This is a genomic window from Treponema vincentii, from assembly GCF_010365865.1.
Taxonomy (GTDB): domain Bacteria; phylum Spirochaetota; class Spirochaetia; order Treponematales; family Treponemataceae; genus Treponema.
Genome location: NZ_CP048020.1, coordinates 2500001 through 2524711, shown reverse-complemented (window position 1 = coordinate 2524711; position 24711 = coordinate 2500001). Strand labels below are relative to the sequence as shown.

Annotated in this window: 18 protein-coding genes and 1 pseudogene; 7 read left to right on the top strand and 12 right to left on the bottom strand. The window is 45.1% G+C overall.

Annotated features, from left to right (window positions below; translation table 11 throughout):
• Positions 1 to 2: 2 nt before the first annotated feature.
• Complete coding sequence (locus GWP43_RS11745; protein ID WP_162664310.1) at positions 3 to 755, top strand: lysophospholipid acyltransferase family protein; 753 nt, start codon at positions 3 to 5, stop codon at positions 753 to 755.
• A 156-nt stretch (positions 756 to 911) separates the two neighbouring features.
• Positions 912 to 1586 (top strand): DUF2259 domain-containing protein, encoded by a 675-nt coding sequence (locus tag GWP43_RS11740; RefSeq protein ID WP_162664309.1) that lies wholly within the window; start codon positions 912 to 914, stop codon positions 1584 to 1586.
• Positions 1587 to 1961: 375 nt separating this feature from the next.
• Here the strand turns inward: GWP43_RS11740 and GWP43_RS14280 are convergent, their stop codons facing one another.
• Positions 1962 to 2222, bottom strand: coding sequence for a hypothetical protein (locus tag GWP43_RS14280; protein WP_203232411.1), 261 nt, complete (start codon positions 2220 to 2222; stop codon positions 1962 to 1964).
• A gap of 112 nt (positions 2223 to 2334) precedes the next feature.
• Between GWP43_RS14280 and GWP43_RS11730 the strand changes: the two genes are divergently transcribed.
• Genes GWP43_RS11730 through GWP43_RS11720 form a run of 3 tightly spaced genes read left to right on the top strand, consistent with a single transcriptional unit; the run spans position 2335 to position 5868 of the window.
• Positions 2335 to 4476 carry a methyl-accepting chemotaxis protein gene (locus tag GWP43_RS11730; RefSeq protein ID WP_162664308.1) on the top strand — a complete coding sequence of 714 codons (2142 nt, stop codon included), beginning with the start codon at positions 2335 to 2337 and terminating at the stop codon, positions 4474 to 4476.
• On the top strand, positions 4473 to 5195 hold the full coding sequence (locus tag GWP43_RS11725) for a YkgJ family cysteine cluster protein (protein ID WP_162664307.1): 723 nt from the start codon (positions 4473 to 4475) through the stop codon (positions 5193 to 5195). The genes GWP43_RS11730 and GWP43_RS11725 overlap by 4 nt, the downstream gene beginning before the upstream one ends.
• Before the next feature lie 22 nt (positions 5196 to 5217).
• A complete protein-coding gene (locus tag GWP43_RS11720; RefSeq protein ID WP_162664854.1) occupies positions 5218 to 5868 on the top strand; it encodes a shikimate kinase in 651 nt (216 codons plus the stop codon).
• Here GWP43_RS11720 and GWP43_RS11715 read toward each other — a convergent pair.
• From GWP43_RS11715 to GWP43_RS11675, 9 genes and pseudogenes are all read right to left on the bottom strand, one after another.
• Positions 5850 to 7613 (bottom strand): hypothetical protein, encoded by a 1764-nt coding sequence (locus GWP43_RS11715; RefSeq protein WP_230977700.1) that lies wholly within the window; start codon positions 7611 to 7613, stop codon positions 5850 to 5852. The two genes, GWP43_RS11720 and GWP43_RS11715, sit on opposite strands and share 19 nt — an antisense overlap.
• Positions 7614 to 7830: 217 nt before the next feature.
• Complete coding sequence (locus GWP43_RS11710; protein ID WP_006187911.1) at positions 7831 to 8253, bottom strand: ATP synthase subunit K; 423 nt, start codon at positions 8251 to 8253, stop codon at positions 7831 to 7833.
• Positions 8254 to 8307: 54 nt separating this feature from the next.
• On the bottom strand, positions 8308 to 10269 hold the full coding sequence (locus GWP43_RS11705) for a V-type ATP synthase subunit I (RefSeq protein ID WP_162664305.1): 1962 nt from the start codon (positions 10267 to 10269) through the stop codon (positions 8308 to 8310).
• On the bottom strand, positions 10266 to 10883 hold the full coding sequence (locus GWP43_RS11700) for a V-type ATP synthase subunit D (RefSeq protein WP_162664304.1): 618 nt from the start codon (positions 10881 to 10883) through the stop codon (positions 10266 to 10268). Before GWP43_RS11700 ends, GWP43_RS11705 begins: the two co-directional genes overlap by 4 nt.
• 66 nt (positions 10884 to 10949) lie before the next feature.
• On the bottom strand, positions 10950 to 12233 hold the full coding sequence (locus GWP43_RS11695) for a V-type ATP synthase subunit B (protein ID WP_162664303.1): 1284 nt from the start codon (positions 12231 to 12233) through the stop codon (positions 10950 to 10952).
• Positions 12214 to 14008, bottom strand: a pseudogene (locus tag GWP43_RS11690) (V-type ATP synthase subunit A). The gene GWP43_RS11695 and the pseudogene GWP43_RS11690 overlap by 20 nt, the downstream one beginning before the upstream one ends.
• Positions 14005 to 14550 carry a hypothetical protein gene (locus tag GWP43_RS11685; RefSeq protein WP_162664302.1) on the bottom strand — a complete coding sequence of 182 codons (546 nt, stop codon included), beginning with the start codon at positions 14548 to 14550 and terminating at the stop codon, positions 14005 to 14007. Before GWP43_RS11685 ends, GWP43_RS11690 begins: the two are co-directional and overlap by 4 nt.
• Before the next feature lie 3 nt (positions 14551 to 14553).
• On the bottom strand, positions 14554 to 15168 hold the full coding sequence (locus GWP43_RS11680) for a V-type ATP synthase subunit E (RefSeq protein WP_162664301.1): 615 nt from the start codon (positions 15166 to 15168) through the stop codon (positions 14554 to 14556).
• A gap of 65 nt (positions 15169 to 15233) precedes the next feature.
• The gene (locus GWP43_RS11675; protein ID WP_162664300.1) at positions 15234 to 16289 is read right to left on the bottom strand and encodes an aldose epimerase family protein; all 1056 of its coding nucleotides are present in this window, start codon (positions 16287 to 16289) and stop codon (positions 15234 to 15236) included.
• Between the two features lie 722 nt (positions 16290 to 17011).
• On the opposite strand from GWP43_RS11675, the gene GWP43_RS11670 reads away from it, so the two are divergent.
• Positions 17012 to 18631, top strand: a complete 1620-nt coding sequence (locus tag GWP43_RS11670; protein ID WP_162664299.1) for an AAA family ATPase — start codon at positions 17012 to 17014, stop codon at positions 18629 to 18631.
• Positions 18609 to 19334, top strand: a complete 726-nt coding sequence (locus GWP43_RS11665; RefSeq protein ID WP_162664298.1) for an HNH endonuclease signature motif containing protein — start codon at positions 18609 to 18611, stop codon at positions 19332 to 19334. The genes GWP43_RS11670 and GWP43_RS11665 overlap by 23 nt, the downstream gene beginning before the upstream one ends.
• A gap of 332 nt (positions 19335 to 19666) precedes the next feature.
• Here GWP43_RS11665 and GWP43_RS11660 read toward each other — a convergent pair whose 3' ends face one another.
• Together GWP43_RS11660 and dxs are read right to left on the bottom strand one after the other, a co-directional pair.
• Positions 19667 to 21961: an immunoglobulin-like domain-containing protein gene (locus tag GWP43_RS11660; RefSeq protein ID WP_162664297.1), complete on the bottom strand. Its 2295-nt coding sequence runs from the start codon at positions 21959 to 21961 to the stop codon at positions 19667 to 19669.
• Positions 21962 to 22536: 575 nt separating this feature from the next.
• Complete coding sequence (dxs, locus tag GWP43_RS11655; protein WP_162664296.1) at positions 22537 to 24408, bottom strand: 1-deoxy-D-xylulose-5-phosphate synthase; 1872 nt, start codon at positions 24406 to 24408, stop codon at positions 22537 to 22539.
• Positions 24409 to 24711 lie beyond the last annotated feature (303 nt).

The window sequence follows — 24711 nt, the reverse complement described above, 5'->3', positions numbered from 1 at the left end:
TTATGCTTGGTGTTTTTTGTATTATATGCTGTATCGGCACTTTGGCCGGATGGGCGTTATTAAACCGTATTGCTTATGCTATTCACCGCTCGTGGTGTAAAAAAATCAATGCACATATTTCGACCGTTGTCGCGCACCGTATCTTTTCGATTTTTTCTGCTTATCTTAATTTCCATTTCAGAGGGGATTATTCTCTTGTGCCGCGGCTGCCGGAACAGTATTTGCTGATTTCCAACCACCAAAGCATCTTAGATATTGTGGTGTTTATGAACTATCTCGGTGGAAAGCGGGTTCGTTTTGTTGCGAAGAAGGAACTGGCAGACTATGTGCCGTTAGTTTCCGTTATGCTGAAAAGTGACGAACACTGTATCGTGCAGCGTACCGGTAGTCCCAGTCAGGCCATGCAGGCAATGGATGCATTCGCGCGACGGGTGATGCGCAACAATTGGATACCGATACTCTTTCCTGAGGGAACCCGCTCAAAGAATGGCGAAGTCGGAACTTTTCATTCGGCCGGTTTCCGGCGGTTTTTATCCAAGGCTCCGATGCCGGTAGTTGTTGCCGCGGTTGACGGCGGATGGAATATCTCTTCGATAACACGGCTTGCAACCAATCTACGTGGAGGCGCATATCGGGTAAAAGTTCTTAAAATATATCCGACACCCACTACAAAAGAAGCCCAGTTAAAAGTTTTGGAAGAAGGTAAGGCTTTGATACAAGAACAGCTTAAAGTCTGGCGACAGCTGAGTAAGTAATGGGTAATGGATAATTTGTAGTATTTGGTAATTGGTTTCCGATTACTTTGAACAAGATAAAGTGCTTGTTTTGCTTCCCCTTTTTAAAGTTTGCATTTTATATTCCGATACAAGTATAGGAACGTAATCCACGGATTTTCACGCGCAGGAGTTGTTATGCGAAAATTTTATACCATAATTGTTATGGCGGTCTTTGCGGCTGCCGTTTATGCCGGCGATCTTGCAAACTTTGTTAATTTAGGCTTTTCCGCTGACGGAACTAAGTTTGCTTTCGGCCAATACGGTTTACAGGATAAAACCTATCGCGCGTATGCCGAAATTTACGCTGTCGATGTAGGTGCCAATACTTTTCTCCCCAACGGTATTTTCAGAACATCTCCTTCAAAGCAAACGGAAGGAAAAGAAAGTAAATCGACTTTCCTTGCACTGCAGAATAGGGCTCAAGTTTCACTGAGCAAGTGGGGTATTTCCGAAACACGGCAGGGACGTGTTCTTTATGCGCAAACAGAAGCAACTGAAGGAAATCAAACACTATTTTTCCGCGACTTCCAGACAAGCGACGAATATACGGTTGTGCTTAATACGACACAAAAATCAAAAACGGAAAGTTCATTTTATTTAACGGTAGAAAAAACAAAACCGAATGGTACCAAGGTAAAAAAAGAAGTCGGCCGCCCCGATTATGTGCGAAGTGGTGTTAAAAATTATGCCGTTAAGAAAATACTGATGGACGATACCTCTCGCGCTCTGATTTTCATCATAGAAAAAAAAGAACGCTCTGTGGCAGGTGATTCGTTCCGTTATATGGTCGAAGCGACTTTAATCGACTAGCTATTTAAATTTTTATTTATTCGGTATATACTAGTAACTATGAGTACTGATATACTGATAACAGACGATCGTTTAAATTTTTCGTTAAGTTTAGCTGATTTCCTACGAGTACAGGGTCAACGCGTAATTGTTATTTCCGATGCCGAACGAACAAAAGATAAAAAAGCGGAGAATGCGATAGGCCCTGTGCTATTATGGAATCGCCAATCCGTATTCTCTCTTCAATCTTTACCACTCCAATTTAAAAATTTACAGTTGAATATTGAAACTGCTCTGCTGATCTTTGATGCACCGGCATATACCGAATTATATTCCAATACCGGTGTATTGCATGCCGATAAGATTGTTACCGAATTGATTACTGCAAATATACAGTTAGCCTACACTTTCATGCGGTATTTTATTCATAAAAAAATCGGGGAAGTTAATATTTGTACATCGAGATGTCTCTCCTTCATGCGGGAATATACCGGTTGCCGCTGCTTCCGGGGCCTTTGTGAGGATGGCGGAGGCAAGTTCGGCAACGATTGCACAGGAAGAAAACGCTCTTTTTGCAAACAATGCTTGTTCGTCTTGAAGGAGAAGATAATGCTCTCTATACCGAATGGTTGGCTGCACAAATAAACCAGTCAGCATTATCGCGCATACCCGGTAAATGGATAAAAGCAGGACAACGCGGATTATTTGGAAAATAGGATTCTTCTTTTAGGCATTCTTTAATTATCATTTGTTATTGAGGAGAGAAATGATGGATACTAGAAAAAGGAATATATCCCTGCGCGCTAAAATTTTGCTTGCCGGCGTCGTTATATTGTGTATTTTAATAATATGCGCTTGCGCTATAATCGGTTTTCAAGTATATCAGGTTAATATAAAACAATACGACCGAACCTCATCCCAGCAGTTCTCGCTGATAGAACAAACGATCATGCTGTTTATGCAAAATAATAAAAATACGGCAAAAGTGCTTGCAGAGCATCCTATCGTGCAAGTTGCTGATACCAGCCTCAATAATTATACGACTACAAAGCAGAACATGATACTGAAAAATGTACCGAAAGGAGAGATAGAGCAAGATATAGTAACGCTGTTTAAGCGTGTCTATAACGGATATTCCGATATCGCGGAAGTTTTTTTCGGATCAAAATGGGGCGGGTTTGCCAGTTCGTGGGATGATACCGTCAGCGCGGGATTTGATCCGCGAAAGCGTATATGGTATCAACAAGCGGAAGCTGCCGGTGGCGATACCGTTGTGACCCCTGCGTATATGTCGACGATAGGGGCCCCTGTTATCTGTTTTTCCAGACAAGTATTATCGCCGGAAGGGCGTTTTATCGGAAATCTGGGACTTGAGGTAAAACTTGAGCAACTTACTTCATTTATTGATTCGATAAAAGTCGGCAAGGCAGGATATGTAATGTTGTTTCAAAATGACGGGACTATTTTAGCCGATCCGATGCATCGAGATTTAGTGTTTACAAAGCTGGATAGTACCGGTAATCAATACCTTAAACATTTTCAAGATATCGGTATCGAAACGAAAGTTGTTACGATCGATAATATTCAGTGGCGGATACGGGTTTTTGCTATTGATGAATTAGGATGGAAAATAGCGATATTGATGCAAAATAGTGAGATATTGGAAAGTTTTTACCGAATCGTTGTCAGTATGGCAGCAGTCGGAACGGGGATGCTGATTGTATTCTTCTGGCTTATTTTCTGGTTCTCCAAACGGGTAAAAGGATATTTCCGAAAGTTGCAGCTTATCTTTGCAAAAATGGCATCCGGCGATCTGACCGGACGATTTTACATTAAGAAAAATGATGAAATCGGTCGTCTGATGATCGATTTTAATACGACAATGGATAAGGTTGCCGGTATGATTAATTCGCTTATCCATGAATCGAAGGCGATGCAGCATGTGGGAGATGATCTCTATAATAATATGGCCGAAACGGCAAGTGCAATAAACGAAATCAGTGCAAATGTGGAAAGTATTAAAAGGCAAGCAAAAACCCAGGCTTCGAGTGTTCAAAAAACCGGCAATGTAGTTGAAAATATTATTGCGCAAATTCAAGAACTGGACAAAGAGATTACAGTACAAGCAAATTCAGTTGCGCACTCTTCTTCTGCAGTTGAAGAAATGGCTGCAAATATTGTTACTATTACGCAAACGCTTGAAAAAAATAATGATTTGATAAAAGAGATGTATTCGATGACTCGTGAGGGGAAAAACGGCGCTAATACGGCAAACTCGGTAGTTAAGCAAATAGCAGAACGATCCGATGCACTTTTGGAAGCGAGTCTGATTATTCAGAATATTGCAAGCCAGACAAACTTGCTCGCTATGAATGCCGCTATCGAAGCCGCCCATGCGGGAGAAACCGGAAAAGGTTTTGCGGTTGTTGCAGATGAGATCCGTAAACTTGCGGAAGAATCAAATGCACAGGGAAAGCAAATCGGCGGTGTTCTGAAAGAATCTATTGAAATTATTCGTACGCTGATAGCTGCCGGTAACGGTGCCGAACAGACCTTTGATAAGGTATATGAACTTGCGACCCGAATTTCCGATCAGGAAGACTTTATTACGCGTTCCATGCAAGATCAGATGAATGCGAATAAAGAAGTATTGGCAGCGATTAAAGATATCAATATTACTACGAATACGGTACAAGCCGGTTCATCGGGAATGCTTTCGGGCAGCGGAGAAGTTGCGCAGGAGATGAATAAACTGGATGGATTGACTCAGGTTATTACCAACAGCATGGACGAAATGTCTGCCGGTGCTATTCAAATAAATAATGCCGTTGTAGAGGTAAATGATCTGGTTCAAAAAAATAAAGAAAGTATCGAAATATTGGCGAATAAGGTAAAAGAATTTACGATATGATAAAAGAAGCGGAAAAATTTGCGGGTACTGTGATCTATGATATTTTGACGGCAGTTGATTCGTTGTATAATGATATAGACGCAGATCAAAAAATATGGAAGGCAAAAAGCCCCATGCAATGCCCTGACGGCTGCGGTAGTTGTTGCGTTCATTTTGAACCTGAAGTATATGAGGCTGAAGCGCTGTATCTCGCAGCATGGATGCTGGAAAATCAGAGCGAGCGAGCGGAACGTATTGCCGAAGCGGACAGCGGTGCTTCTATCGGAGGCGACGGTTGCGTTCTGTTTGACCCCGAAAGCCCGTATCACTGCACGGTGTACGGCGGACGGTGTCTGATATGCCGGTTATTCGGTTTTTCGGGAGATCATGGTAAAGACAGGCGTATTCGCTGGAAGCCATGCCGGTATATGGAACCTTCCGTAGTTGCCGGTAATGCAGCAGGCGGAATTTCCGGTACCCCTATCAACGGGACAGGTACGGTGCAAGATGTTCAAACGGGGCGGCAATATGGAGAAGAGGAGATGATGCGGTTATTCGGTGCTGTTCCGCCGTATATGGGCGCCGCTTCGTCAAGCCTTTTGGCTCTGAATCCCGATGATACACACCCCCTCCCGCTGCGGATTGCGCTCCCTGCTGCGATTAAAAAGCTGAAAATGCTGTTGCACTTTATCACACCGCCCGAACCCGATTGTCCTTCACCGCATCCGTTAAGTGCCTAGCACTGCCGCTATCGTGAACTTCATGATACTTTTAGGCTTGAGCCGTTCGGGAAAGACTTCCGTAGGGAGACTCCTTGCTAAACGGCTCGGCTGCTCCTTTTACGACACCGATGAGCTTATCCGTATCCGTACCGGTTTAACGCCGCGGGAGCTTTGCCGTCAAGGAGGGGTATCCGCATTACATGCTGCGGAAGCTGCTGCCCTGCGTGAATGTTGCGCTCTACATGACTGCGGCGGGGATGTCTTTGCAGCCGAGCCGTTGCGGCACTCTACACCTCTGCCCCTGCCAACCGACGGCTCAGCTGAGAATCGGCAGGGGGCAGCCGTAGAAAACTGTGCTGTCATTGCGGCGGGCGGCGGCATCTGCGATAACATGGAAGCGTCTGCCATCGTTGCAGCAATACCGCTGCGGGTATTCCTCTATGCAACGGAAGCGGCGCTTTTTGAACGCTTGACGCACGATGCGCTGCAAACAGGGTATTATCCGGCATTTCTACGCTTTCTGCCTGTTGCTCAAAAAGCGGAAGCGCGGCATCTGTTTACCGAATTGTATACGCGCCGCACCGAACTGTACCGCAGGAACTGCAACCTTATCATCGACACGGCCGGCTTGGATTGTGTCGCCGCCGCTCAGAAGATAGCGGAGCAATCCTCTCACTTTCCGCGAACCTGATACACAAGCTTAATATCGTAATACGGCTTTTCATTTTTTACCGAAACTTCCAATTTGCCGGAGTGTACCTTTCCGATACCGTCTCGCTTAAAACTGACATATACGCCGCCGCCATACACGGGGTTTTGCAGGTATATAAGGCGTTCATTTTCGGTTTCTTCCTTTCGTACTGCTTGGGAAAACGAACCGGCGATACCGCAAAAAACGCCGTCGGTAATGCAGAAATGACCGTTTATATGGATAGCATACTTTTTTAAGATAAACGGATTGGCAGTTTTATCCTGTAATTCAACGGAAGCTCCGGCAGTCGCTTTTTGGAACCATTGAACGCCGTTAAACCATTTCGGTTTGCTTATGCATATCAGTTCCGTTTTAATAGTATGCAGTTCATTGCGGTAATCCCAGCTTGCCTTCCAACGGATTACTTCATGTTTTACCTGTGTAATAAGCCCGCCGTTATGCAGCATTGTTTTATCTTCCATACTGAATCCATAGAGCGCGGACAGCGAGAAAATGCCCACCTTAAAGTGCGGCTGAATAAAAACGGTAACCTGTTCGTTTTGCTGCTTTCCATCCCAGTTGACGGCGCGCGCTCCGGTATAGCTGCCGCCGGTTCGTATACCCGCATACCGGTACCAAGCATCGATTTCGGCTTGTACCGCACCGGAAACTGTTTTGTCTGCCGCATAGCTGCAAAAACCGGTTGTCGAAAACGAGACAACCGGATGAGTAAAAACGGCGTTTAAACCGAAAAGCGTGTGGTAACGCTGCCGGATATCTCCACCATATATGCCTGCGGATTCTGCAGAAGATGTTTTTACCTCTCTGATCAATTCCGGCATAAAAGCGGTAAGATATTGAATGGCAAAGTTGATGTCCGCTTTTTTCTGATTCATACGCCAACCGCCAATAAGGCCGTAGCGCATCCGCTGCTTCTTTGGTTCGGGGCTTGCAAAAAAAGCGCTGTTCCATCCGCTGCCGTATACTTCAACCCCATATTGAATAGCCTTTTGCGCATTCCCGATACCGATGAACTGTTCTCGCGGAAATTTGACTCCGCCGTAGCTTGCTTTTGTTTTCGAAAAGCCGGAAAACTGCGCCGTTTTTAAGAAACTATCAAAGGTGAGGCTTCCTGCACCGAGGAAAAGCGTTGGGATATTTTTTTCAGGAAAAGAAGGTTGCAGTGCTGCAAGCGGATACAGCCCGACACCGAAATTCCTCACCGAAAGTTCAAAGTAGGGTACGGGCATCGGCGATTCAAGCTGCAAATAACCGATGTAACCGCGACCGCTGACTCCGGCAGAAATCCGGGCGCCTTTATGAACACTGTGTACATATCGGAAAAAATAGTCGCGTTCCGGGGCTGTGTGTTTTGCATCAGCCTTATCATTCTGTTGTATGTCCGATGAGGAATCCGCTTTGTCTATTTGTTGTTTGACCGATTCGTCTGTCTGTTGGGTAAGCGCTTTATCCGTTTGCTGCTCAGTTGATTCGCCCGTCTGTTGTCCGCCGCCTGTTTCCGATCCGGTTTCGGAAGCTTTATCGAAATTGTATTCATCCGTCTCGGTGCCGGAATCCTCATCGGAATCTTCATTGGGGTATTCATCGATATCGTATTCCTCGCCGTTTTGTAGACCGAATATAAAACGGTCATTGGTTAGACGGTCAAAAAGCGATTGTTGCCCGTAGCCTTGCGTAGAAACGCATCCGAAGAGGGTAACAAACATACACAATAGGGTTGGCATACACTTGATGCCGTAATAAAATTTTATAAGGTTCATGCCCCTTTTATGCGACATCAACGGCGTTTCGGCTAATAATTTTTATGTTTTTGAAGAAAAAATATGTGAAAAGAAGTTTTTATGGGTAAAGAGTGAGGTAAATAAGTTCTTTTATTTGTGCGGAGGGTTTAAAACAAAAAACGGATTCCGGCAGAAGCCGAAATCCGTTTGAGCACCACTGTTAGCAGTTAATCAGTCCGAAAACCATAACGAACAACGCGACGGTTTCGCAAAGACCGACAACGGTAATGTACTGACCGAAACCTTTACCGGTTTCCGCCAACGCATCAGAACCTGCTGCGGAAGCCTTACCCTGTGCAATAGCGGAAGCTGCAATACCGAGACCGCACGCAACACCGACACCTAACAGGAACCACGGATCCGCTTTTGAAGTAAGCATTTTGTTCATCAGCAAGAAGCCGTAAATGGTCTGCGTGAGCGGGGCACCTGCAAATGCGAGGAGGATGAAGGGAGCCGGTTTATTATTCAAATAACACCGCTTCCACGCCCCGATTGTGCCCTGTCCTGCGATAGCAAGCCCTAATGCCGATCCGAATGCCGAAATACCGAGTGCAGCTGCTGCACCAAACATACCAAAACTCATTGAAATCCTCCAAGTTTATAATCTACTCGATAAGAAGTTGTTCTTCTTATTTAATTATTCTGCAAAAGGTTCGTATTTGAACCCTGCCCACGTTAACCCGACATGGTTTGAAAACTCTAATGTATTAAGCCGCACTCCGTGTACGATAACCGAAAGTACGTTCATAATATAGTTCAACCCGTGTCCGAAGAATAACAGCAGCACACCCAAAAAGATGAGGAAGCTGCCGAGCGCCGGTCCCGCCATTTGGTTGACTGTCGCGCTGATTGCAGAACCTGCAAGCCCGACTGCCCAAAGACGGATATAGCTCATGATATCGGCAAAGACGTTTACCACCCCTAAGAACATCGTGATGATATTTTTAAGACTGTCCACGATACTCTGCCCGATACCGGTTTGATAATTTGAAAAAATAAAGTTAAGCGCAAAGCCGCCACCTACTGCAATCAGTACCGGTTGGTTAATCTGGTACCGCTCGGCGCTGACGACAAGGCTGAGTACCACGACATACATTCCGCAGAGCATCGCAATGGAGCCAATGTGTCCCAGTATCTGCGGAGAACGGATATTCCGCACAATCGAGATGATATGCCCGATTGTCAGCTGAATAAGCCCGAGCGTAAAGCAGAACTGCATCAAGTTGGCATTTCTGATGCTCTCTTCCGTTACGTTCGAGATAGCCGGTACGGACAGGTTTTTCAGCCATGCGGGGATGTACTCCACCGAGATACCGAACCAGTTGCAGGTTGCAGTCCCCCAGATAACGGTGAGGACACCGAGGTAAAGGAACATCTGCATGGCAAGCGGAGCGGGCTGCTCCTTCGCTTTTGCTTTGACGATTCCGATGAGCGATAAGATCACGAGGATGCCGCCGTAGCCTGCGTCCCCGAAAATCATTGCAAAGAAGATACCGAAAAAGAGCAGGAACCACAGCGAAATATCGGGTTCGCGGTAGCCCGGCACGGTACCGAGGAAGTCCGTCAGCGGGGTAAGCAGCTGTACAAACCGGTTATGCCGCATGGCAGTCGGAACGGCATCTTCTTCAGCAGGATCATCTGAAATAAATGCCCAGCCGTTTGCCTTTGCAAGACCTGCAAAATCAGCTTGTTTTTCAGCAAGAATATAACCGGAGAGCCGTGCAAGCCGTATCGGCTCTTTTTCGGCATTCCCGGCAGTGCTGCTAATCGGGTTGCCGGAAACGGCAGCAGCGGTATTACCCACATCAGACGCATTAACCGTTACGGAAGAACCGGCAGCTGCCGTATCTTCCTCAAGCGGAATTACTTCCATACCGGCACGGACGCTTTCAAACTCAATCTCTTTTGCAAGCTTTTTTGCCTCTGCCTTGAGCGGCGCAAGCAATTCAGTTCGTGCCCCAATCTTTGCTTTGAATGAGGGCAGCTGTTTTTGCAGCCGTTCCCTTTCGGTATGCATTGCCGACAGCCGCATATCCGGTAAAATAAGCGGACTAAAATCGGACGGCAAATCGGCAGGAACATCTGCGGTTTCGGACACTATCGCAAAGCGGACTGTTTTTTTGCCGCCTGTAAGCCGTACCGTTTTAATCGTTTCAGGCAATGCTGTATATGACTTTTCCGGAAGCTCGCCCATCGTCAAATAGATGCTGTTTTCTTCAAAGCTGCGTATATCTTCGGGATCAAAATCCCCCCAAGCATTGTATGCTTCGATGTCGCCGGTCAGCTTATTGATTGCAGCTCGTGTATTTGATTCTTGGTCTTTAAGCTCAAGGATCTCGTCAACTGCCTGCAATAAGTCATTCCGATTCAACGTAAGCGTTTCAGTCTTTGTTTTTTCAGCTTTTTTCGGCTGCGATTCGGTAATCAATGCTTCCGCTTGCTGCAATCTCGCATACGTGTTCTGCAATTCCGTCAAGGTATCGCTTGAAGCGGCTTCCTTTTCGATATGCACCGCACCGAAGTTCCGCAGTGTTTTTAACGCTGCCTTTTTCTGAGAATCCAGCACAAGGAGCGTCAGTTTTTTCATCGGTAAAATCATGCTGTTTCCTCCTCATCCGGAGCGTTCTTTTCCAAGTTTTTCTTGGAAATCTTCCCGCGCACAACCGCCGCTACCTGCTGATCTCCCAGATACACGGAAATTTTTTTGATGTTCCGCTTTGTTTCCGGTATCTTTACCTTTTCAAACAAGTTGACCCGCTGCGTTGTGGTACGCAGTTCGTTGTTGAGCCGTGCAACCTGTTCGTCGAGGATTTGGGCTTCAAGATCGAGCGATAAAACCCGCTCCATCCGGTCGCAAGCAATGTCGAGCCAGAGCGGCGTTGTAAAAAGATCGTAGCTGCTGCGTTCAAAGTCCGCCCCGGAAAATACCGGTATCGAAACACCGGCAATATTTCCCGTCGAGGTACGCACTTCTTTCACCTTGAGGATTTCAGGTGTAAAGACTCCCGCTTCACCGAAGACGGCAATCCACTGCTCAAACTCCTTGTGCAGCGCGTCTCGGTTCAGCCGAACCTCTTTTGCATGCGTCTCAATCGTGCGTATTTCGGTTTGCAGCTGCTGTTTTTTAAGCTGAAGCGTCGGCAAGTACCGCTGGAACATCTTAAGCGATTCTTTTTGATTTTTCAGCTCGTTTTTCGTCAGTTTAATAGCCATCGCTATTCCTTATAATTAGAAGGAAACGCATTAATCCGCAGTGGGATTGTTCTGCGCATCCTTGGGCTAGAAGGTTTTAATCAAATCGGACTTAATACCGGTTTCCTCAGGAGTAAAGCAGGATGAAAGAATCTTCCATCCGTTATCGAGCGCTTCCTCAAGCGGAATGTTCACCGACAAATCCATCATGCGGGATTCAAAAAGTTCACCGTATTTCAGCAGTTTGCCGTCCCATTCGCTCATCATAAAGCCCATCGACTTTTTCTCAAGCGTGTCCTTGTAGGAAGCATAGAGCTTGATCATATTATCCATGAGCGCACGGTGATCTTCGCGGGTCTTGCCGTTGACGTTCTGCTTGAGACGGGAAAGACTTCCGAACGGTTCGATGCGTCCGTGTTTAAGATAGAACTGACCTTCGGTGATATATCCGGTGTTATCGGGAACGGGGTGCGTTACGTCGTCGCCGGGCATGGTGGTAACGGCAAGAACGGTAACCGAACCTGCATCGTCAAAGTCAACCGCCTTTTCGTAGCGGGCGGCAAGCTGGCTGTAAAGGTCGCCGGGATAGCCGCGGTTTGACGGAACCTGTTCCTGTATAATGGCAATTTCCTTCATCGCATCGGCGAAGTTGGTCATATCGGTTAAAAGGACGAGGACATCCTTGCCCTTGAGTGCAAACTGTTCGGCAACTGCAAGACACATATCGGGGATCATCAAACATTCTACCGTCGGGTCGGCGGCGGTGTGTACGAACATCACCGTGCGGCTCAGCGCGCCTGCTTCTTCCAATGTGTCCTTAAAATAGAGGTAGTCGTCGTATTTCAGTCCCATACCGCCGAGTACGATGACATCAACCTCAGCCTGCATTGCGATACGTGCGAGCAGTTCGTTGTAGGGTTCACCGGAGCTTGAGAAAATCGGTAGCTTCTGGGAAACCACGAGGGTGTTGAATACGTCGATCATCGGAATACCGGTTCTGATCATGCGCTTTGCCATAATACGCTTGGACGGGTTTACGGACGGGCCGCCGATTTCTACCATATTATCCTTGAGCATCGGGCCTTGGTCGCGCGGCTCACCCGAACCGTTAAAGATACGTCCGAGTAAGTCATCGGAAAAGCTTACCTGCATTTCCCGACCGAGGAAGCGTACTTCATCACCGGTGGAAACGCCGCGTCCGCCTGCAAATACCTGCAGTGAAACAAGCCCTCTATCCAGCTTATTGACCTGTGCAAGCGAGGCGCCAAAGCTTGTCTGTACCTGCGCAAGCTCACCGTAGGACACATCTTCAGCCTTGACGGTTATAACCGAACCGTTAATAGATTCAATCTTACTGTACACTTTCTTCATGATGTGCCTCCGCTTCTTTTATGAGTTTTGCCGCTTTTTCATCCAGCCCTGTTGCCTTATCGGAAAGCGCTCCGGTAATAGCTGCTTCGTGCTGCTTAAATTCCGGCGATTCCCACGGCGAATAGTTATAGTCGATAAAGGACTGGCGCAGCTTGTTAAAGTATGCGCGAGCTTCATCCTTGGTATTAAAGGAGAACTGAGAACCCAATATGCGCAGGATCAGTTTGTAAATATAGCGCTGGCGCTCTACGGAAACGGCATCGTCAACCTTATCGAAGGAGTTTTGCTGTAAATAAACCGCGTCGAGGAAGTCTCCCTTCAAGTAGACAATAAAGTCTTCCATACTGGTACCTTCTTCACCGACAACCTTCATCATCTGTTCGACCTCGGTACCGCGGCGGAGCATCCTTCTGCCGTATTCCACCTGCGCCGTGCCGAGTACGCTCGGGTATTTCGACCATGAATCGAGCGGGTGGATGGCGGGATATTTACGGGCATCGGAGCGTTCGCGGGAAAGTCCGTGGAAGGCACCGACAACTTTTAGCGTTGCCTGCGTAACCGGCTCTTCAAAGTTACCGCCTGCGGGGGAAACCGTACCGCCGATCGTTACAGAGCCTTTGCTACCGTCCTTTAAGCGGACAATACCGGCGCGCTCATAGAATGCTGCAATGTAGGATTCCAAGTAGGCGGGGAAGGCTTCTTCACCGGGGATTTCTTCCAAGCGTCCGGACATTTCGCGCAAAGCCTGCGCCCAGCGGCTGGTGGAGTCTGCAAGGAGCAGAACGTCAAGCCCCATCTGGCGGTAGTATTCGGCAAGGGTTACGCCGGTATAAACCGAAGCCTCGCGCGCCGCAACCGGCATCGACGATGTATTACAAATGATAACCGTCCGCTCCATCAGGGTACGTCCCGTGCGGGGGTCGGTTAATTCAGGGAATTCTTTTAAGGTTTCTACAACTTCACCGGCGCGCTCACCGCAGGCGGCGATGATAACGATATCAACCTCTGCGTTACGGCTGGTTGCGTGCTGTAAAACGGTTTTACCGGCACCGAACGTCCCCGGAATACAGTAGGTTCCTCCCTTTGCTACCGGGAAGAAGGTATCTACGGTGCGGATTTTGGTAACAAGCGTTTCGGAGGGCTTGAGCCGTTCGGCATAGCAGTCGATTGCACGCTTTACCGGCCAGCGGAAGCTCATCGTAAGCGGATACTTTTTCCCGCGTTCATCGATTACTTCCGCAATGGTTTCGTGTACGGTGTACTGTCCCGCCGGATTAATGGAAGAAAGCGTGTATGTGCCGTACATACCGAAGGGAAGCATAATCCGGTGGGTAAAGTTCCCCTCCGGCACGGTTCCCAGCACATCGCCGCGCACGAGCGTATCGCCGACCTGTGCAACCGGCGTAAAATCCCACTGTGCTTCGGTAGGAAGCGCATTTAAATAGATACCGCGCTCCAAAAAAGTAGCCCGCCTTTTCTGCAAGGTCGGGGAGCGGGTTCTGCAAACCGTCATACACTCTGCCGAGCAGTCCCGGCCCAAGTTCAACCGACAAGAGATCTCCGGTAAACTCAACTTCATCACCGACGCGGATACCCTTGGTAATTTCGAATACCTGCATCTGAGCAACGGAGCCGCGTATACGGATGATCTCGCTCTTCAATTTGGTGTCGCCGATATGGACGTAGCCAACTTCGTTTAACGTAACCAGACCGTCAAACTCAACGCTGACCATATTCCCGTTAATACCGACTACCTTTCCTTTCGTTCCTCTCATATCTTTTCTCCGAGAATTTGTGTATAAATTGAGTGATATTCTGTGCGGCCGGTTTCCATCTTAAATTTTGAAGCCCGTTCGCTCAACAGTAATACAATTCCATAGCCGAAAACCGCTTCGCTATCAAAAAAATGCAGTTTCCGCAGCTGATCCGCTGCCGCAAGCCGCGCATTCAGCAAATACCGTTCCGCCGCTAAGGGGTCATCGATGTTGGAAACCCCGCGCACAATAGCGCCGATATCAAAGGCGGAAGCAGGTGTTTCTGCAGGAGCAATCCGCTCATCCCGTTTCAGCTTTGCAGCGCGTATTTGTTCAAGCGCAAACCGCAGTTCTTGTTCAAACGCATACCATTCGTTCACCACAGCAGAAGCCGTATGGACAGCCTCGCGGGGCGGAACGAGCGTTAAAGATTCCAGCACGGCGGCATCTTTTTCAGTTAAAAACCGCAGGGCAAGCTCTTTAAATTGCGCGTAAGAAAGCGGAGGGTCGGTGTGCGGCATAATTGACGGCAGCTGAGCCATCAAATAATAGTATGAAGCCACTCCTTATAACTCCTTTACCGCATCCTTCAACAGGCGTGCAGCGCGTGAGCTGATATAGGCGGAAAACAAATCGGCAACCGCTTCTGCAGAAAAATCATAGTATGCCGAACCGTCCTTTACCCCAATTCTAAAGCCGCCTGCAAGCTGTGCATCGGATTTAACCTCGATGCCTTTTTCAACCTCTTTCTTAAACGCAGCGAGCAAAGCACTTTCCAGCTTTTTAGCATCTTCAGGGGACAGAATAATGGAAATATCGGCTTCGTTTGTTTTAATCCAACCCTTTACCGCTTCGGGAATCAGCGTTTTGAGTACATCGCTGTTATATGCCGCTGCGGTTTCCGCTTTGATGAGGGCATCGAGAGAAGCGGTAACTCCTTCTCTAAAGGCGATGAGCGCATTGCGGCAAGCCTGTTTAACGGCAGCCTCCGAAGCGTTTGTAAACCGTTGGGATTCGACTTCAGTCTTCTTCAACAAGGTTTCAGCCTCTTTTTCCGCATCCGCAACGATAGCCTTTGCCTTTTTCTCCGCTTCGGCAATGATACCCGCAGCTTGCTGTTCAGCAGAAGCAATACCGTCCTGCTTGATCTTTTCAACAAGATCCTGTAACTGAACTTCCATAATCAACTCACCTCTCTTATATCGTATATATCGATTCGATCAATTTCTATTCTATCAGTCCTCTACTAAACCGTAAAGCGCCACTGCGTTTCGTGCCGATACGCTTCGCCGGGCTGAACCCATACGGAAGGGAACGCTGGATGATTGGGCGAATCCGGTATATGCTGAGTTTCAAAGCACACGCCGGAATGCTTGTTATACACATCGCCGTTTTTACCCTGCTCTCCGTTTAAAAAGTTTCCGGTATACATCGTAATTGCCGGCTGTGTTGAATAAATACGCAGCGTTCTGCCTGTCGTCGGCTCCGTTACAACCGCAGCAAGCGGAACATCGTCCGCACCATCCGCATCAAGCAGCCATGTATCGTCATAGCCGTTTTTCAATTGAGCAAAATCCTGTGATAACAACTTCGGCGTACGGAAATCGAACGGCGTCCCTGCTACGGGCACCAGCGTGCCGGTCGGTATAAGCAAAGCGTCGACCTCTGCATAGCGACTTGCCAAAAGCTGAACTTGATGATTCAACACCGAAACATAACTTCCATCATCCTGCATCCCCGCAGGGTTCAGATTAAAATACGTATGATTTGTTAGACTGATTGGGGTTGTTTTTGTTGTATGTGCCTCGTACCGAAGCGTGATAGTATTGTTTTTGTTGAGGGTATACGAAACGGTAAGCTGAACTTCGCCGGGAAAGCCTTGCTCTCCGTTAGGACTTATTCTGGAAAAACGGATACCCGCCTCATCACTGCCGGAAATAGGTTCCGCTTGCCACAACTGCTTGCCATACAGAGGATAACCGCCATGCAAACAATGTCTTCCGCCGTCATTGCGGGTCAGTGTATAGCATTTTTCTTCTATAGAAAAGCGGGCATTTGAAATACGACCTGCACATCGCCCGACAATAGAACCGAAATAAGGCTTATTACGGATATACCCTTCGAGCGTTGAATAGCCGAGCACGATATCGTCATATCCGCCCTTTGCTGCGGGTAATAAAATCGCGGTAATACAGCAGCCGTAATCGATTGCCGAAAACGACATTGTGCCATTAGAAACCGTAAAAATCGATACCGCATCTCCCGATGACAGCATCCCGAACCGCTCTTTCTTTACTTCCATACTACCTGCCCAAAGTTACCTGCAAAAAAGTAAACGCTGGTATTTATTGTACAATCCTTTCCACAAATTTACAAGGATACTTTTGAAAATATGCGGCGCATCTGCGTTGTCGCTTAACAAAAAACAGTCCTCGACGTACAACAAGTACGCCTGCGGGTATTTTTTGTACGCTCCTAGCATCTGCATCGCCTATTTTCAAAAGTGCTGGAGATGCAGAACAGCCATGGATGGTGGTAGTTTCACGCAGCAGTGTGTTTGCCCTGCAAACACGTAGGTATAAAATGTACAGGGAGGTACATTTTATACCGTGTCTGCGGGTAATTTGCGCTCGCGCCTCGTATCTGCACCATCTATTTGCAAAAGCGCTGGAGAGAGGGGTATCTACGGCGTTGCTCGTTCAGCGAAGTACGTCCATGTACTTCGCTGAACACAAGTTTGACCGGTGTCAAACTTGTTTCTGCTTAATACGCGCGGCATTCGTGCCAACGTTTAAGCGGCAATGCCGCTTAAACTTGCAAGTTTTGCCCCCGGCAAAACGTTGCTTCTGAAAATCCTCAACATATCAGTACCGCCATGTGCAGAATATCCCGATGATTATTTTAGATGAACCAACCAGTGGCTTGGATTTTATCGATATGCAAAGAATAAGCCGTCTGATTCGGTAGCTTGTCGTATTTTTTTGTATTGACAAGAGGTACCCTATAGTATAGTACAATACATCTATGAGTATTTTCACCAAGAAGCAAGTAGATTTTGATTTCTATTCTGCCGAACTGATATTCTTTTATATTCATGAATACACAATTTTCAAGGAACAGGGGTATTGTTTTTATCCCCCATATAAGCTTGTTGATTGGCAATATAAGGAAGATGATAGTTCCTTCGTGCGTTTAGAAACAAAAGATGATTTTGTTGATTTATTCACACATGAGCAGGTCAATTTAAAAGTTTTATGCGGTAAAAATGGCTGTGGAAAATCAACCTTGCTTGAAATAATGGCTGGAACCAATGCGAGCAACGTCGAAATAAAAAAGTTTTATCTATTAAAAGACAAAAATGGAAATTTTGCCTCTTCAATAAAATGCAATATTTTTCTCGATAGTGAAAGTATTTTATTGGATTCTGATAGCTATTATGAATTTAGTCCTTCAACTTGCTGTGTAAGTCACAAGAATATGCGAATACCTGATTTCGATTTTAGAAAAAATATTGTAAAGTTCTATACAGAAACTCCTATTTTATATGACGGAGTTGTAGATGGCAAACTCTTTACACATTTTTCTGTTGAAATTTGGAATTTCGATAATGAAATTGAATTAATGGCTACAGGTAATCGAAAATCGATGTTTCAGAATGAGAATATATTTGAACTGAAATTATGGCTAAAAACAGATTTATTGTCATATTTTCTGCTTCATACTTTTCAAGATAACACTTATGATGAAGCAGCTTATATATTTGAACAACAGATGAACGAGGATAATATTGATTTGCAATCTTTTTTAGAAAATTTTGTCTATACAACTTATGCTCCAGAAATTGTAGATGAAATACAAAAAATACAAAATTTATTTCTTCATAAAGAAATGAAAATTTCTCAAATAGCAGAAGTAGAAAAAACAATTCACGATTGTGAATCAATGATATTCGAATTCTTAGAAGCATTTGATAAGGAAATGCGGAAAAGTCGATTTGTAGAAACTGGTCTTAGTTCTCTTTTGTATTTTAATGGTTATTCAAATGAATCTCTACCAGTTAGGTTTTTGTATAATTTAAGCGATGGTGAATGGCGTTCTTTGAAGTACAGATATGAAATTCTTCACTCAATGATCCAAACTGACGGCTTTTGGTGGTATATAGATGAGCCTGAAGCCTATTTGCATCCTGAGTGGTGCAGAACTTTTATAAATGATTATATAAATGCATATAAAGAAGTAAAGAATTATTTGATTTCTATGAATGACGGAACTTTCAATCCAGATAAACGATTTACCCTTGTATTTGCTACTCATTCACCGTTTTTGCTTTCTGATTTGACAAATGATTACATTATTTATCTTGAGAAAGAAAATGGTAGAATAACAGAATTAAAAGCAGACAAGGAAAGTTTTGCTGGAAATATTGGTGAAATGTATAACACCAATTTTTTTATGCATAATACAATTGGGGAATTTGCAAGAACAAGATTGATGGATATTATTGAAAGGATTAATAAGCAAGAAAAAGTTACGGATGAAACCTTAAATGAGTGGCATTTGTTGACTTCAAAAATTGGTGATGACTTATTACGTAATTTAATGAAAGATAGAATTCAGGTGTATGAAAAAAATAGAATTATCTGAAAAACAGAAAGAAGCAGCACAACAAATCCTATCTCAATATAAGACATATAAAAAGTTTTCTGGCAATAAGGATAAGGCATATAAATTTACCAGTATCATTGGGGTAAAAGTCTGCCCCTATTGTAATATTGAATACATCTATACAGTTTATGATAAGAATGGCCATCCTATTTTGAGACCTGACATTGACCATTTTATTCCAAACAACAAAACAACGGGGAATCAAATCTTGCAGCTTGAACTCGACAATCTTATACCTTCTTGCAAGACATGTAATGAGCGGTTAAAAAGAGATAACGCATTTTCAAGAAAAACGCATATACACCCATATTTCGATGATTTTGATAGTATTATGGAGTTTAGAATAGAGCTTAATAGCACGGACTATCTTTATGAACAAGGTTTTGATATTAAATTAATTGCCTGTGCTTCCGCCGCAGCAGCTGATGTTGTACGAGCTAAGAATAATATTTCTGTTTTTAAATTGAATGAGCGTTATCAATTCCATAGATATGAAGTAGTAAATCTTTTCAAGAGAATGAAGTATTATAATTCTGCGAAGCAAAATGAGCTTTTAAGCTTTTTTGGCAAACGTATAGAGAACTATTCAAATATGACACTGCTTTTTCCTGAGAAATATTGTTCCATTAATGACACATCATTAGGGAAATTGAAAAAAGATGTAATAATGAATTATTTATAAAATATTTGTAAGAACAAAAATGCGTATTTATCATAGATTTTATTTGATAAGTAAGTAATCAAAATTAAGCGGCAACGGAGACGGGATCGGATTATTCATAGTATGAGGCTGCTTTTGGAAAAGAACATGATACTTGACGGCATGGAAATTTTTTTGAGCCGAATGCTTTGTTTATGTTACAATAGAAGTTGCCAGTCCTAAATGATGGGCAGCGGTAAGAAGTCCGGCAAGCTGCGGGTTTACCGCCGGCTCTCCGCCGTTTCTCGGCAACGCTCTGCGTCGGAGTTGTTGATTATATATCGGCCGCCTGTTTTAAAGGCAGCCGAATAGCGTTAAAATTCATCCCATGATTCTGGAATAGCTCTTCCGGAAAAGGTGAGGACGCCCGTAAAGGAAACTGCCCCGCTTATCTGCACGGATAGTGTATGAGCGTCTTTATCTTCTCCGGTAATATCTACCTTTATCTCTTTATTCGGTACGCCTCTATCGTCGTCCTGTGCTGTAAAGGATGGGCTGCCATCATAATTCCCTGCAAAAAACTGCATCGTCTGTTCGTTTGCTTTTTTGATGTTTATGTGACTATAAGTCGTTCCATCGAATTCAGTATTAACCAATAGGGATACATCCTTTATTTCGCCATCTTCCGCATGAAAGCTGTATTTTCCCGGCTGCCGGTACCACAGCGTATTGGGGATATACTGTGCGTTAGTATGCAAGACCTCTCCTTCAATGTGGTACTGATATACATACGCTTTTTTGGCTCTTTCAAGGCGGGCATCTGCAGCCTTTTTTAGGAATAATTTCTGTTTTGCTCTCGCTTCTGTAAGCGGAACCGTTTTGTCAAAACCAAAAGTCTTGTAGATACTGTCATGCCATGATTTTAATACTGTCTTAAGCAGTTCACTCTGTTCTTCCTTAGTTTTTTTCAAAAACTCTTCATAAGACATCATTGAAAGCGAATATTGAAACCATTTTTCGAAAAGCTCTTTATCGGTCTTAAAGTTAGGCTGATCTGGAAACTGTTGTATAGTGATTCTGATGTCTTGCAGTGTAACCAACGGCTTTTGTTGAAATTCAAAGAGAGAAAAATACATATCAAATAGTTGTTTAGTGCTTGCAAGCTGGCTTTTTGCCATTTCTTCTGGTTTCAGCAAGGTATTGGTGGTATAATGCCCTCTTCCACTATAAGTAATCCGTTCAAGCGTTGCTGTTATTGTTTTGGCAACGGCATCAATGCTCACACGGTATACGGCAGCAGGTTCATCGTCTCCATGGCGCAGCGTCAGCTTATTGTCGTCAAATTCATAAGTTCCACCGTTTCCATAGATATTGGCTTTTCTTGTAAACTTCTTTCGAGCTTTTATTGTAAGCGTTTTCGGTTTTGTTGCCGCTTCACCGGCAGCATTTTTTTTCAGTGTTGCAGTCAATTTCACCGTTCGGTTAACCAAATCCCATGTCTCAATATGTCCGCTATTTCCGGCAATCTTTAGTATGCTGTCATTAGAAGATGACCATGTGAGTTGATACCCAGTAGGAGACTGCGGGAGCTGAATATCGGCATCAATTTCGGCCGGTATTCCGTTGACAATACTCTCTACAACAGTTTGAAGATTAGGTTCGTTGTTTTTAGGATATACGGTTACCTCAATGTCTTTTGATATTTTAGCGGTTCCTTTTTTTGCGGTTGCAGTCAATCTTACTTTCTTTATTTCCGTTTCATGCGGTGTAACCGTACCGTCCGAATCTGAGATAACCCCTGCCGGTTCTGCCTTCCATTTTATATTGACCTCAACAGAAGAATTACTGCTGCCGTTCGAAACGGAAACCGTTTCTTTGGGGCTTAACTGAATAGGGGACGTATCTTTCGTCACAAATGAAGGAATCGCTCTTACCGCCTGTTCTGCCGCACTGATTACCGCATCCTCATTTATTCCGCGTACCGTAACTGGAAAGGACTTTGTTGCGGAAGCGGAGCCTCTTGTAATACTTGCCGTCAGTGTTACCTGCGTATTCTCTTCGGGACGAGTAATACTACCGTAACAGTTCCATTCATTTTCTTTCTTTATCTTGATTATATTTTCACGGTTTGACTGCCAACTAATCTTAGTGTTATGTAATCCACTCACAGGAAGATTCAGCCAATGAGAGCTTATGCTGTCTGCAGTATCTCCGTTTTGAAAACTGAGCTGTAAAGCCTCTTTTGCTTTATCAGCTTTTTCTTGATCCGTTAAGGTAGGTTTAAATTTTACTTTTACTGTTGTGCCCGCTGTAATTTTTACTTTTGCCGTTCGGTTTCCTGCGGTGCCGGAACCTTCTTCAAAGGCGCTGCCGTCGATGCTCCACGTATCAACACTATAATCGGAAAATGGTTTTGCGGTAAAGACAACGGTTTTCTCCTTTTCAACTTGATCCCTTGAATTGATTTTAGTGCCGTCAACTTTCGCTTCAAGGAATCCGTTCCCGCCGTCTACGCTAAAGGTGAGCGTGTACTTGGGCTGTGACGGCGTTTTGCTTTCGTTGCCCATATTCTGCTTACAGCCGAAAAACATTACCGCTGCAATGAGCGCAATGCAGATTGAGCACATCCTCATAAAAGGACATACATTTTTCTTTGCATCATGATTCATAGAATTCTCCTGATTTTGATAGTTTTATATATGGACGATAAGGATGTCTCAAAAATTGGTTGGTTTTTTGACAGCCCCATTCTTCATTATGAGGTGTTCTTGAAAATCTGCTAACTAAACCTTTTAGGATGCTGTGAGCTAATACGAATACTGTGGAAAAATGATAGCATTGCAGCCGGGCGCCGATTGCGAAAAGGCTAAACGAGCGCCGGTATATGGAATTGGTTTTTGCAGAAGTATGTTTTTTGAGCGTAGAGGGGGGTGGTGCAGAACAAAGCGGGCTGCTTATCTGGTTTTGGCTGAGAACGCTATCGGATGCTACATTGTGCTGAGTGCTGAATGCTGAATGCTGAATGCTGAATGCTGAATGCTGAATGCTGAATTGTGCCGGAAATTTTGCACGTGTCAAGTGCTTTACGGCATTTTTGAGAAAATTGATAGCGAGATAATTCTCCAATTCGGCTTTGCATAACGCTATTATTATAGAAGCAAAAAGGAGAGAATACAAGTGCCTTTAAAATATGCAGGGGAAAAGCATCAGGCCATTTTTTTAACAGTGATTGCTGTTTCGTATCTTAACGGCAGAGATCCTGTGTCGTCTCGGCAAGTTGTTCGCCGGTTAAGCCGGCGCATTCAAGAACATCCTGCCGCGAGCCCTGCATAAAGACGGTGTCGGGAAAAGCGCGTACTGCGGTTTTTATGTCTGAAAGTTGTTTTTGAACCAGAGCTTCCAGATAATGCCCGACGCCGCCGATATATGCGCCGTCTTCGATAAAGAGTACCGCAGGGTATTTTTTTGCTTTTTCCAAGAAAAAAGCTTCGTCGATGGGTTTTAAGAAGCGGAGATTGTATATATCAGCGGATATCCCTTTTTTTCCAAGCAGCTCTGATGCTTGAACGGTTTCCGGGTATATACCGCCGGTGCACACCAGCAGCACATCGCTGTGTTCCGCCGTTACGGTGAACACACCGCGGCCGGTTTCCATCGGCAGCGAAAATGCGGGGCATTCCGCTGCGCATGTATTCTTAGGGTACCGTATTGCAACCGGAGCATCCAACTGCAATGCCCATTCAAACATCGCCCGCATTTCCGCTGCCGAGGCGGGAGCGAGCACCGTCATATTGGGAATACTGCGTAAAAAGCAGATGTCATAGAGACCTTGATGGGTTTCGCCGTCATAGGGAACCGCTCCCGCACGGTCTATCGCAAAGATAACCGGCAGTTTTTGCAGTGCAACGTCATGGATGATTTGGTCGATTGCCCGCTGCAAAAACGTACTGTAAATGGCTGCGATAGGCCGTAAACCGGCTGCGGCAAGTCCGGCGGCAAAAGTTACCGCATGCTGTTCGGCAATGCCGACATCAAAAAAACGATCGGGATATTGCTGCTGGAAGCGCTGAAGTCCTGTCCCCTGCGCCATTGCAGCGGTAATTGCGGCGATATCGTCCCGTTTTGCCGCCTCGTCAGTGATAATATGAGAAAATGCTTCGGTAAAAGAGTTGGTACTCGCCTTTTCAATTTTCCCATCGGCAATATTAAACGGTCCGATACCGTGGAAAGCGGAGGGATTATCTTCCGCGAGCGGGTAACCTTTCCCTTTCTTTGTTTCAACATGAATAAGCACCGGTGCATCAATATTTTTGACATTACGGAATACTTTTTCAAGTTCTTTTTCGTTATGCCCGTTCAGCTGCCCGACATATTCAAATCCGAGATCGGCAAAAAGATTGTTCCTGTAAAAAATCCCCTTGGCGCCCCGCTTTAACCGGTGAATCAAAAAGTTAATACGCCTGCCTAAAAACGGAATTTTGCCGACAGCGGTATCAAAGATGTATTTAAACTGCTGGTATCCTTTCCGCACGGTTAAACGGCTGAGGTATTCGGAAACTGTCCGTATGTTCGGAGAGATAGACATCTTATTATCGTTGAGGATAACAACCAAATTCTTTGTATATGGGGTAACATTTAGGAGCGCTTCAAAGGCCATGCCTCCGCTTAAAGCCCCATCACCGATAACAGCGATAACCTTTCCGTTTTGGTGCTGCAGCTTTCGCCCGATAAGAATCCCCTCGGCGGCCGAAATTGAGGTAGAGGCATGCCCTGTATTGAATGTATCATGGGGGCTTTCTTCCCGTTTGGGGAATCCTGCGAGGCCGTCCTTTAAGCGGAGTGTCGAAAAATTATCATACCTTCCGGTTAGGAGCTTATGAGGATAGGATTGATGCCCCACATCCCAGATGATTGCGTCTTTCGGACTCGAAAATACTCGATGCAGCGCAATAGTCAATTCAATAACACCGAGATTGCTGGCAAGATGTCCACCGTTTGCGCCTACAGTCTCCAAAATAACGCTGCGCATCTCATGCGCTAATATACGAAGTTCCTCTCTTGAAAGAGATTGTAGGTCTTTCGGTTCTCGTATTGATAAGAGTACGTTTTTATCCATGTATATGTTCAGTGAACTGCCGGGTACATAAAAAAAGGGCTGTGAAGATATTCAACAAAGCCCTTTCTTACCGTAGTAAAAGCGATAGAACAATACGCCTATAATAATCTTGCAAAATCACAAAACATCCCTCTTATATACTTTATACACCGGTATGCCGGTATAATCGAGAGGGATACAAGATTATTGAAACCTCTAAAAAGCGTAATGATATTTTTAGAGGTTACTTGTTCTTATGTCTATTCTTTCGAAGCTTCTTCTTCCGTTTATGCGTTGCTATTTTCTGTCGCTTCCGTTTTTTTC

What these genes read in the sequence shown, in the direction of transcription:
- GWP43_RS11745 (WP_162664310.1), top strand. Translation starts at nt 3, where the DNA reads ATGCTTGGTGTTTTTTGTATTATATGCTGTATCGGCACTTTGGCCGGA.
- GWP43_RS11740 (WP_162664309.1), top strand. Translation starts at nt 912, where the DNA reads ATGCGAAAATTTTATACCATAATTGTTATGGCGGTCTTTGCGGCTGCC.
- GWP43_RS14280 (WP_203232411.1), bottom strand. Translation starts at nt 2,222, where the DNA reads ATGCTGACTGGTTTATTTGTGCAGCCAACCATTCGGTATAGAGAGCAT.
- GWP43_RS11730 (WP_162664308.1), top strand. Translation starts at nt 2,335, where the DNA reads ATGGATACTAGAAAAAGGAATATATCCCTGCGCGCTAAAATTTTGCTT.
- GWP43_RS11725 (WP_162664307.1), top strand. Translation starts at nt 4,473, where the DNA reads ATGATAAAAGAAGCGGAAAAATTTGCGGGTACTGTGATCTATGATATT.
- GWP43_RS11720 (WP_162664854.1), top strand. Translation starts at nt 5,218, where the DNA reads ATGATACTTTTAGGCTTGAGCCGTTCGGGAAAGACTTCCGTAGGGAGA.
- GWP43_RS11715 (WP_230977700.1), bottom strand. Translation starts at nt 7,613, where the DNA reads ATGCCAACCCTATTGTGTATGTTTGTTACCCTCTTCGGATGCGTTTCT.
- GWP43_RS11710 (WP_006187911.1), bottom strand. Translation starts at nt 8,253, where the DNA reads ATGAGTTTTGGTATGTTTGGTGCAGCAGCTGCACTCGGTATTTCGGCA.
- GWP43_RS11705 (WP_162664305.1), bottom strand. Translation starts at nt 10,269, where the DNA reads ATGATTTTACCGATGAAAAAACTGACGCTCCTTGTGCTGGATTCTCAG.
- GWP43_RS11700 (WP_162664304.1), bottom strand. Translation starts at nt 10,883, where the DNA reads ATGGCTATTAAACTGACGAAAAACGAGCTGAAAAATCAAAAAGAATCG.
- GWP43_RS11695 (WP_162664303.1), bottom strand. Translation starts at nt 12,233, where the DNA reads ATGAAGAAAGTGTACAGTAAGATTGAATCTATTAACGGTTCGGTTATA.
- GWP43_RS11680 (WP_162664301.1), bottom strand. Translation starts at nt 15,168, where the DNA reads ATGGAAGTTCAGTTACAGGATCTTGTTGAAAAGATCAAGCAGGACGGT.
- GWP43_RS11675 (WP_162664300.1), bottom strand. Translation starts at nt 16,289, where the DNA reads ATGGAAGTAAAGAAAGAGCGGTTCGGGATGCTGTCATCGGGAGATGCG.
- GWP43_RS11670 (WP_162664299.1), top strand. Translation starts at nt 17,012, where the DNA reads ATGAGTATTTTCACCAAGAAGCAAGTAGATTTTGATTTCTATTCTGCC.
- GWP43_RS11665 (WP_162664298.1), top strand. Translation starts at nt 18,609, where the DNA reads ATGAAAAAAATAGAATTATCTGAAAAACAGAAAGAAGCAGCACAACAA.
- GWP43_RS11660 (WP_162664297.1), bottom strand. Translation starts at nt 21,961, where the DNA reads ATGAATCATGATGCAAAGAAAAATGTATGTCCTTTTATGAGGATGTGC.
- dxs (WP_162664296.1), bottom strand. Translation starts at nt 24,408, where the DNA reads ATGGATAAAAACGTACTCTTATCAATACGAGAACCGAAAGACCTACAA.